Origin of the sequence: Nocardia jejuensis NBRC 103114, assembly GCF_001613145.1 — a bacterium.
In the GTDB taxonomy this organism is placed as follows: domain Bacteria; phylum Actinomycetota; class Actinomycetes; order Mycobacteriales; family Mycobacteriaceae; genus Nocardia; species Nocardia jejuensis.
Map to the genome: position 1 here is coordinate 55096 of NZ_BDBU01000056.1, position 9007 is coordinate 64102.

The 9007-nt window shown below is 67.9% G+C and carries 11 protein-coding genes; 1 reads left to right on the forward strand and 10 read right to left on the reverse strand.

Features of this window, described 5'->3' with window-relative positions; all coding sequences use genetic code 11:
* Positions 1-125 precede the first annotated feature (125 nt).
* Entirely contained in the window at positions 126-386 is a 261-nt protein-coding gene (locus NJ1_RS34030) for a glutaredoxin family protein (RefSeq protein ID WP_067703196.1), read from the reverse strand.
* Between the two features lie 180 nt (positions 387-566).
* On the opposite strand from NJ1_RS34030, the gene NJ1_RS34035 reads away from it, so the two are divergent.
* Positions 567-1505 (forward strand): HAD family hydrolase, encoded by a 939-nt coding sequence (locus NJ1_RS34035; RefSeq protein ID WP_067703199.1) that lies wholly within the window; start codon positions 567-569, stop codon positions 1503-1505.
* Positions 1506-1599: 94 nt separating this feature from the next.
* On the opposite strand, the gene NJ1_RS34040 is transcribed toward NJ1_RS34035, so the two are convergent.
* The 9 genes from NJ1_RS34040 to NJ1_RS40730 all read right to left on the reverse strand — a co-directional run.
* On the reverse strand, positions 1600-2619 hold the full coding sequence (locus tag NJ1_RS34040; RefSeq protein ID WP_067703161.1) for a lysophospholipid acyltransferase family protein: 1020 nt from the start codon (positions 2617-2619) through the stop codon (positions 1600-1602).
* Positions 2616-3647, reverse strand: a complete 1032-nt coding sequence (locus NJ1_RS34045; RefSeq protein WP_067703163.1) for an NAD-dependent epimerase/dehydratase family protein — start codon at positions 3645-3647, stop codon at positions 2616-2618. Before NJ1_RS34045 ends, NJ1_RS34040 begins: the two co-directional genes overlap by 4 nt.
* A 214-nt stretch (positions 3648-3861) precedes the next feature.
* Complete coding sequence (locus NJ1_RS38540) at positions 3862-3963, reverse strand: 30S ribosomal protein bS22 (protein WP_003402602.1); 102 nt, start codon at positions 3961-3963, stop codon at positions 3862-3864.
* Positions 3964-4184: 221 nt separating this feature from the next.
* Positions 4185-4433 (reverse strand): helix-turn-helix domain-containing protein, encoded by a 249-nt coding sequence (locus NJ1_RS34050; protein ID WP_422615804.1) that lies wholly within the window; start codon positions 4431-4433, stop codon positions 4185-4187.
* Positions 4434-4673: 240 nt separating this feature from the next.
* Positions 4674-5495 (reverse strand): pyrroline-5-carboxylate reductase, encoded by an 822-nt coding sequence (gene proC / locus NJ1_RS34055; protein ID WP_067703169.1) that lies wholly within the window; start codon positions 5493-5495, stop codon positions 4674-4676.
* A 389-nt stretch (positions 5496-5884) separates the two neighbouring features.
* On the reverse strand, positions 5885-6799 hold the full coding sequence (locus tag NJ1_RS34060; protein ID WP_084479137.1) for a thioesterase family protein: 915 nt from the start codon (positions 6797-6799) through the stop codon (positions 5885-5887).
* A 58-nt stretch (positions 6800-6857) separates the two neighbouring features.
* On the reverse strand, positions 6858-7007 hold the full coding sequence (locus tag NJ1_RS39525; protein ID WP_157574484.1) for a hypothetical protein: 150 nt from the start codon (positions 7005-7007) through the stop codon (positions 6858-6860).
* A gap of 271 nt (positions 7008-7278) precedes the next feature.
* Entirely contained in the window at positions 7279-8205 is a 927-nt protein-coding gene (locus NJ1_RS34065) for a sugar phosphate isomerase/epimerase family protein (RefSeq protein WP_067703171.1), read from the reverse strand.
* A gap of 19 nt (positions 8206-8224) precedes the next feature.
* On the reverse strand, positions 8225-9007 hold a 783-nt coding region (locus tag NJ1_RS40730), incomplete at its 5' end, for an Rv0497 family membrane protein (protein WP_501193532.1).

Below are 9007 nucleotides of genomic sequence, written 5' to 3' on the forward strand. Positions count from 1 at the left end.
CCACCACCGTAACCGCTTGTGAACCCATGCACAAAGTCGGTGAATTCAGTCACTTTGTGGTGGGCTCCGGCCCCGCCGAACATTCAACCCTCATCGGCCGGAACCCGCTACGCAACGCGCCGTAATCAACGGGCCAGGTCTGCCCGTAAACGCGCCTCGTCGACGTCGAAATAGCTGTGCTCACGGCCGTCCAGCAGGACCACCGGAAGCCGGTCGCCGTATTCCGCGCGCAGGCCCGGATCGGTCGCCGCGGCCTCGTCCACATCGGTGGTCGAGGGCTCGATCCCGAAATCCGCGCAGATCGGTCGTAATTGCTCGAGCGCGGTCGCGCAGAGTCCGCAGCCATTGCGGGTCAGCAGGGTCACCGTATGGGTTCGATCACTCATGATCACCATTCAACTCTCCGTTATGTCGTTCAGCGTCTACGTCCCGGTCACCGGCGGGCGTTACTGTGGACTTGTTCGCGCTAACAGGCGGAGGTACCGGTGCCGGAACGTTCGAAAGAGGCGAAGACGGGATTGATCGCGAGCCGATTCGGTGAATTCCCGGCTCGCTGGGCTGAGGGTCTGCAGGACCAGTTCACCCGGATCACGCGCAGTCCCTTCGGTCCGACCGAAGAAGAGGTGCGCGCCAGCGTGGCCGGCGAAGCCTCCGCGGACGCGGCGCTCGCGCTGCACGACGCCGAGCTCGCCCTGCACGATGACATCCCACCCCTGGACATCCCGCGTGACCTGACCGCGGCGGCGTTCTTCGACGTGGACAACACCATGGTGCAGGGCGCGTCCATCGTGCATTTCGCCCGCGGCCTCGCCGCGCGCAAGTACTTCAAGACCTCCGACATCGTCGACATGGCCTGGAAGCAGGTGAAGTTCCGGGTCACCGGCCGGGAGAGCATGAACGACGTGGCCAGCGGCAAGGAGAAGGCGCTGTCCTTCATCGCGGGCCGGTCCACCGCGGAACTGGCCGCGCTCGGCGAGGAGATCTACGACGAGATCATCGCCGACAAGATCTGGCCGGGCACCCGCGCGCTCGCCCAGATGCACCTCGATGCCGGACAGCAGGTCTGGCTGGTCACCGCCACACCGGTGGAGCTGGCCCAGGTCATCGCCAAGCGACTGGGCCTGACGGGCGCGCTGGGCACGGTCGCCGAGAGCCGCGACGGGGTCTTCACCGGCCGCCTGGTCGGCGACGTCCTGCACGGCCTCGGCAAGGCGCACGCGGTCCGCACACTCGCCATCCGCGAGGGCCTGAACCTCAAGCGCTGTACCGCCTACTCCGACAGCCACAACGACGTGCCCATGCTCTCGCTGGCAGGCACCTCGGTGGCCATCAACCCGGACGCGGATCTGCGCGAACTCGCCAAGAACCGGGGCTGGGAGATCCGCGACTTCCGCACCGGCCGCAAGGCCGCGAAGGTCGGCGTGCCCACCGCGCTCGCGCTGGGCGCGGCGGGTGGCGCGGCGGCCGCGGTCATCGCCCGCAAACGTGAGGCGAAAGCGGGCTGAGCCCTGGGGTTCTGCCCCGAACAGCCCCGAATGGCGTTGGGGGGCATGCCCCAGCGCATCCGGCGCCGAGACCGCGCGGGTCTCGGCGAATTCGCTAGCCGGTGAAAGGATTCCGGCGTTTGATCAAATTCTTGTACAGCGTGCCCTGAATCGTTTCGCGGACCTGATCGGTGATCTCGAACATGGTCATCGGATCGTCGGCGGCCTCGGGCTCGTAGCCCTGCGTCGAGATCGGCTCGCCGAGTTCGATGTGCCACTTGGACGGGAACGGTATCGCGCCCAGCGGACCCAGATGCGGGAACAGCGGCGTCACCGGGAAATACGGGATGCCGAGCAGGCGCGCGAGCGGCTTGATGTCGGCCAGCTTCGGATAGATCTCCTCCGAGCCCACGATCGAGCACGGGATGATCGGCACGCCGGTGCGCACCGCCGCGGCCACGAAACCCCCACGGCCGAAACGCTGCAGCTTGTAGCGGTCACCGTAGGGCTTGCCGATGCCCTTGTAGCCCTCCGGGAACACGCCCGCGACTTCACCTGCGCGCAAAAGCCTTTCGGCGTCCGCGGGGCAGGCCAGGGTGTGCCCGGCCTTGCGCGCGAGCCCGCCGATCAGCGGCATCTCGAAGATGAGATCCGCCGCGAGCAGGCGCAGCGCCCGCTGCGCCGGGTGCCGGTCGTGCACGGCGAGCTGCAGCATCAGCCCGTCCAGCGGCACGGTGCCCGCGTGATTGGCGACGATGAGCGCACCGCCGGCCTCCGGAATGTTCTCGATCCCGGTGACCTCGGTGCGGAACCACAGATCCGACAGCGGCCGCAGCGCGGGCAGGATCACCGTCTCCAGCAGATGCTCGTCCAGGCCGAACTCGTCGACCTGGTAGTCGCCGGTGAGCCGACGACGCGCGAAATCGGCGGTGCGGCCGATCCCGTCGGCGACCGCGCCGCGCAGGGTGTCGCCCAGCGACTTCGGCTGGCGCGCTTCGACTCCGGCGAGCCGATCGGTCAGAGAGGTCACCGGACTGAGCGCGGCGGGCTCGGAAGCCGGCCAGACGCGCGCGGGCCGATGCCGCGTCTCGAAGTCCACGTCGTGAAGTCGGATGACTTTCGCTACGTCGTTCATTGGTGTGCTCCCGTCCCGGCCCCGAGCAGGCCGAGAAGTTTGTGTTCGGCGGCGTCGATCCACCGGGGATCGATCACGGGCCGCAACGCTGCGCCCCCTATGAAGTCATCGAATGCCTGCACTGTGGTCCAGCGCGGGGAAAATCCGAGCTCGGCGCGCATCCGGGTGGTGTCCAGACCGCAGCCGAAATGAAAATAATCGATTTGTTCGGCGGTGAACTCCCGCATCACCGGGCCCATCACGGTGCGCCCGACAGAACGGAAAATCGAGTAGGGAACGGGCATTTCGATGCGCCCGGCCCGGCGAATCGCCTGCGACAACGCCATGGCGCCGTCTCCGGCGACATTGAAGGTGCCGCCCGGAGCCGACAGCGCGGCATGGGCGAGGGCGTCGATCGCGTCTTGTTCGTGCAGCAGTTGCATGCGCGGATCGCGGCCCAGGACGGTGGGCGTGACCGGCGAACGGAAATACTGCACACCGCGATTCGCCAACTGCGGTCCCACGATCGGCGGGAAACGCAGAATCGCGGCGGAGATATCGGGACGGCGGCGCGCGAGTCCGCGCACGAATCCCTCCACCTCGATCATGTCGCGCGCGAACCAGCCGCGCGGCGGGGTGCGCGCACTCATTTCCTCGGTGAATTTCACCGGATCCTTGGCGCTGCAGCCGTACACGGCGGACGAGGAACGCACCACCAGGCGGCGCACGCTGGAAGTCTTGCGGCACACCGCGAACAGCTGCATCGCGCCCAGGACGTTCATATCCTTCATCGCGGCGCGACCACCACCGGCGGGCGGGCGGGACAGCGCGGCGGGATGCACCACCGTATCGACTTGATTTCCGTCGATAACCTTGCGAATCAACGGATTACGAATATCCGCGCGAATGAACTCGGCGCGCCCCATACGGCGCAGCAGTTCCCGGCTCGGCTGTTTCGCGTCCACGGCGATGATTCGTTCCACGGCGGGGTCGGCCGCCAGCCGGGCCACCACATTTCCGCCGAAGAACCGGCTCGCTCCGGTCACCATCACAACCTTGGGTGTCTGCCCGTCTCGGGTGCTCGAACCCGCGCCACCGGTTCCCACTCGAAGCCCCCATTCTGTTTTCCCGCGTCCCCAGCGTAACCGGGTCAAGGGGGGCAGCCGAAGAGTATTAACCAGGATCTAACGATGAGTTCTGTCACCCGTTGCAAAACGAAAGCCCGCCACCATCGGTGACGGGCCTCCAGCTACGACGCAGCGCTTACTTGCCGAGTTTGCGACGCTGAACGCGCGTGCGGCGAAGCAGCTTGCGATGCTTCTTCTTCGACATGCGCTTGCGGCGCTTCTTGATCACAGAACCCATAGGGTTGCTCCTCGTGTTCTCTCGGGTCACCCCACATCCGCGGGGAGCACACTTATTGACCCTGCACAGTCCTAACCCGGTACGGGCCGATATGGACCCGACGGCACCAACCGACACGTACAGGGTGCCGGTTCATGCTACCGGGCCACCTACCGGCGAACGAAACGGGTGTGACCTGAGTTGGACTTCCTGCTGTTCTACCCGGCGTAGAAGTAGGGGTTCTACCCCGCGTCGAAGTAGGACGTCTCCAGGTAGTCGTGCACCGCCTTCGCGTGCACTCGGAAGGAGCGACCGACCCGCACCGCGGGCAGCTCTCCCGAATGCACCAACCGGTACACCGTCATCTTGGATACCCGCATCAGACTTGCCACTTCGGCGACGGTGAGGAACTGCGTCCCGCCGCCTATGACAGATCCTGCACTGATGGGGCTATTACCGGACCTCGCTTGACTGCTGTTTCCAGACATCATCGCGTCACTGACCTCCGGCACGCCCGCGCCGCCGGCTTCCCCACCGGCGGAACAGACACGCACGTGCTCCTTGAAGCTTAGCGGGACCAGTGGGATTGCTGCGACGGGTGTGAGAAATCAGCCTTTGCTGTGGCGAGTCGGACCCCGGCAGCAAACCGGCAACCGCTCGGTACGGGCGAACCGAACGCACCTGCGGAGCGACACCGAAGTGCCGCTCGACCGGCCGCCGAGCTCTCGACGCTAGTCGGAAATGGCGCCCTGTTCGGCGGAACGCCGTTTTGCGGCATTCAGCGCCTCGTGGAAGGCCGAACGGACCGCGCCGCGCTCCAACTCCCGCAGCGCCGCCGCGGTCGTTCCCGCAGGCGATGTGACGGCCGCGCGCAACTCCACCGCACTCTGCCCGGACTCCTCCATCAGCGCCGCCGAGCCGAGCATGGTCTGCACGACCAGCTGGGTGCCCACATCCCGGGACAGGCCGAGACCGACGGCGGCATCGACCATCGCCTCGACGACCAGGAAGAAGTACGCGGGACCCGAACCGGACACCGCGGTCACCGCGTCCATCTGCGATTCGGCGACGGTCACCACCTTGCCGACCGACTCCAGCACCTCGGTGACCAGCGCCAGCTGCTCCTTGCGGGCGTAGCGGCCCGGCGCGATGGCGCTCATGCCCTGACCCACCAGCATCGGCGTGTTCGACATGACCCGGATGACCGGGAAGCCCGCGGGCAGCTTGTTCTCGAGCTTGGCGGTCGGCACGCCGGCGGCCAGCGACACCACGACGGCCTCGCGATCGCCCTCGCCGAGCTCGGACTTGGCCAGTTCGGTGACGACCCCGTCCACATCGTTCGGCTTCACCGCGATGACGACCAGATCGGCCCCCACGGCGCCGTCGGCGACCGCGCTGGTGACCCGGACCCCGAACCGCTGCGAGAGCACCTCACCGCGGGCCGCCACCGGCTCCACCACCACCAGATCCTTGCTGGCCCGCCCCGATTCGAGCAGCCCGGCGATCAACGCCTCACCGATCCGGCCTCCGCCGATCACCGCAATCCTCGTCATGACCTCCAGGCTAGCCGTCCCGCCTCCCCGGGAATTCAGCGCACAGCCCGGGAGCCGCCGACCGTCGTGCACACGTACGAACGGCTGGGCGACTACCGATTTCGGACGTACCCCGTGAGTCACCCCGACCGGTGCGAAATCAGTTGCCACTCCGGCATTCGAAGGGAATCGGGCGTTGCGACGTCGGTGACCCGACGCCGATCAGGCAGCCGGGTCCGCGATGGGATCGAGCGGCTCGATACGAACCGCTCCACCGCGCGGGCGTCGCGGCGCTGCCACAGGTCGGCTGCAGGCGTGTGATCAGGGTGAGAACGCGCTGGAGTGCCGGCCCGCCACCGAAGGTCGGCCCACCGGTCCGCCAGTTCGCGCAGGCGCTCTCCCGGATCGGGTCAGCGCGGCTGGGGAACCAGGGCGAGCTGGCGGCTCTGGGCGATGATCGCACCGGTGGAATCGACGACGATCTGGTCTTCGTCGAACATGCGGCCGCCTACCTCACGGCTGACGGCGATGACGCGGAGCCAACCGGGGGCCGGGCGGCGACGCAGATAGGTGGTCATCTGAACCGTTGGGGCCCAACCGAAATGGCCGAGGTTCATCGGGACCGGCGGGCTCATGTCGGCGGCCATCATGGCAAAGAAGGCGGAGACGTCGGGGTCCTGCTCGTCACCGGCGAGCGGCCGAATCCACAGGCGCAGACGGGGTTCGGACTTCTCGCCGGACAGGAAGCGCGCCCACTCGGGATCGATGGCGACCGAAGAGCCCTGTGCCACATGGACGATCTTGCCCATCGGGTTCTCGTCGTCGTAGGCCTGGGCGTGCGCGGGCGGTTCGGCGGGCATGTCCCCGGCATGGTCCGCGGAGTAGGCCGGGTCGGTGTCGTCGAGGTGGCTGAAGGTGAACGCGGTGTGCACCAGGGTGCGGCCGTTCTGGATCAGGCTCGCGTCCACGAGGCAGATCTGGCGGCCGAGCTTGCGGGTGCGGACCTCGTACTCGACCTCGCCCGCATCGGGTGCGCCGAGGAAGTCGGTGCTCGCGGCGATCGGGAACATGGCGGCCTGTTCGGGGGTCCCGCCCTGTTCGGCGATGGTGCGGCGCAGCCATTCGGTGGCCGCGGCCGCGCTCCCGGCGACCATGGTGCCGCCGTGCAGCTTCTTGCCGATGGTCCAGGTCGGGTCGATATGGCCCGCGTAGCGGCCGACGCCCGGGGCCTGCGAGGGCAGCTCGGTCACCGCGCACACGCGGCTGAACGGCGCGTCACCGGCATCGACGTGCTGCTCGCGTTCGACGATCGACTCCGTTGTCATCGGCAGGTCCTCTCCTCCGTGTTTTGTACAGCGTACGAGCGGAGGGCCCGGTATTCGGTCACTCGGTGGGATGAATCACTGCCCGCATGCGGATCGAACCCGCGGCGACTCCGACCGGTTCCGACGACACGACGCCGACCAGTTCCGACGGCACGACGCCGACCAGTTCCGACGGCACGACATCGACCGGTCCCGACGGCACCAACACCGACCGGTTCCGACGGCACGACATCGACCGGTCCCGACGGCACCAACACCGACCGGTTCCGACGACACGACATCGACGGGTCCCCGACGACGCGACGACGCGATGCCGACCAGTGCCGACCGCACGATGCCGACCAGTGCCAACGGCATGACGCCGACCAGTGCCGACCGCACGACGCCGACCAGTGCCAACGGCATGACGCCGACCAGTATCGACGGCACGACGCGATACCGCTGCGGCACAACGCGATACCGAGGCGTGGCGGCGCGAGTCAGCCGCGCACCGCGCCCGACGGTTCGGGGGTGGGCGCCGGGGTCAGACCGTTGAGGTGCTGGCGGGCGAACACCAGTGCGCGATTGAGCATGGCGGCGCGATCCATGGTGGTGCGCGCCATCTGGGTGTTCACCTCGATCACCGCCTGACCGTCGAAACCCTTGTCCAGCAACGCCGCACACAGTTCCGCGACCGGCTGGGTGCCCTCGCCCGGAATCAGATGCTCGTCGTGCGCCGCGCCGCGGCCGTCGGCCAGATGCAGGTGCGTCAGACCCGAACCCATGCGTTCGGCCAGCGCCAGCGGATCCACGCCCGCCGTGGCGGTGTGCGAGGTGTCCAGCGTGTAGTGCCGGAAACCGACGTCGGTGGGGTCGTACGAGGGGCTGAAGGTGGTGATGGCCGGGCCGGGCCGGCCACCGCGCCGCTCCAGCCGGCGGATCGAGCCGTCGCCGCGGAACAGCGTGTCCGCGCGCATGGGGAACATGTTCTCCACCGCGACGGCCACCGGGCTCGAACTCTCCAATTCGGCCACCTGCTTCGCGAAACCGTCCGCGTAGCGGCGCTGCCAGCGGAACGGCGGATGCACCACCACGGTGGCCGCGCCGAGCGCCTCGGCGGTGTGCACGCTGCGGGTGAGCTTCGCGATCGGGTCCGCCCCCCAGACCCGTTGCGAGATCAGCAGACACGGCGCGTGCACCGCGAGCACCGGAATCGAATACTTGTGCGCGTACTGCTGCACGGTGGAGATGCTCTGACTGGCGGGCTCGGCCCACACCATCAGTTCGACACCGTCGTAGCCGAGTTCGGCCGCGTAGCGGAACGCCGCCTCGGTGTTCTCCGGATACACGGACGCGGTGGAGAGTCCGACCCGGACTTCCCCTCGCTCCGCACGGTTTTCGGAATGCGCCCCCTGCGCTTGCGCCATATGCCCCACTGCTCCCTGCTCAGTTCGTACTGAGTAGAAAGGCTAGCGGTCCGAGCGTCACAAAGACTCCCACGACGACGGCAATCACAGTGCTGAAGATGTCGTCGGTGCGACGCAGAACTCGCACCAGCGCCACCAGACCGAGGATCACGATCATCGCCAGGGCCAGGGCAACCCACGGGAGCATTTCCCACATGCGCTCGAAACCCTTGAACAGCAACATTCCGGCCACCGCGGCGCCGGTGCTCTGCCCCGCCAGCACGAGCCACTGGCGGCGGTTCTCCTCGTCGTCGGAACGACTCGGGCCGCGCGACTTCGACGGGGCCGGGCGCATCTTGGTCGCGACCCGGCCGGCGGCCGCGGACAACCGGCCGACCAGGGACTCCCCGGGCTCGTCGTCGTAGTCGTCGTCGTAGTCGTCGAGGGGTTCGTAGAAATCGGTGAGCTGATCGTCCGGATCGGGCTCGACGACGCCGCCGCGCCGACGGGAGCCACCGGCCCGGCGTTTGCCACCGGAACGCGAATCATGCTGGACGCGTTGGTCTTCGCGGTCCCTCGCATCCCGGAGCAGATCACCGGCAACCGTCTCACCGGAGACCAGCTGCATATCCTCGTCCGGATGCTGCCAGGCGGTGGTCGGTACATTCGCCTGATCCCGGGGAGCCTGATCTCGGGGAGCGGGTTCGGGCTCCGGACGTCTTCGCGCCGACCACGCGGGCAGCGCGCCCTGCCGGTCCTCGGACTGCTGCGCCTCGGCGTGACGGCGAGCCGAGCGGGACATCGGCGGCGCGGCCGGAGGCGG

Coding starts and splice junctions, on each gene's coding strand:
- NJ1_RS34060 (WP_084479137.1), bottom strand. CDS start 6,799: ATGACAACGGAGTCGATCGTCGAACGCGAGCAGCACGTCGATGCCGGT.
- proC (WP_067703169.1), bottom strand. CDS start 5,495: ATGACGAGGATTGCGGTGATCGGCGGAGGCCGGATCGGTGAGGCGTTG.
- NJ1_RS34030 (WP_067703196.1), bottom strand. CDS start 386: ATGAGTGATCGAACCCATACGGTGACCCTGCTGACCCGCAATGGCTGC.
- NJ1_RS34040 (WP_067703161.1), bottom strand. CDS start 2,619: ATGAACGACGTAGCGAAAGTCATCCGACTTCACGACGTGGACTTCGAG.
- NJ1_RS34065 (WP_067703171.1), bottom strand. CDS start 8,205: ATGGCGCAAGCGCAGGGGGCGCATTCCGAAAACCGTGCGGAGCGAGGG.
- NJ1_RS34050 (WP_422615804.1), bottom strand. CDS start 4,433: ATGATGTCTGGAAACAGCAGTCAAGCGAGGTCCGGTAATAGCCCCATC.
- NJ1_RS34045 (WP_067703163.1), bottom strand. CDS start 3,647: ATGGTGACCGGAGCGAGCCGGTTCTTCGGCGGAAATGTGGTGGCCCGG.
- NJ1_RS38540 (WP_003402602.1), bottom strand. CDS start 3,963: ATGGGTTCTGTGATCAAGAAGCGCCGCAAGCGCATGTCGAAGAAGAAG.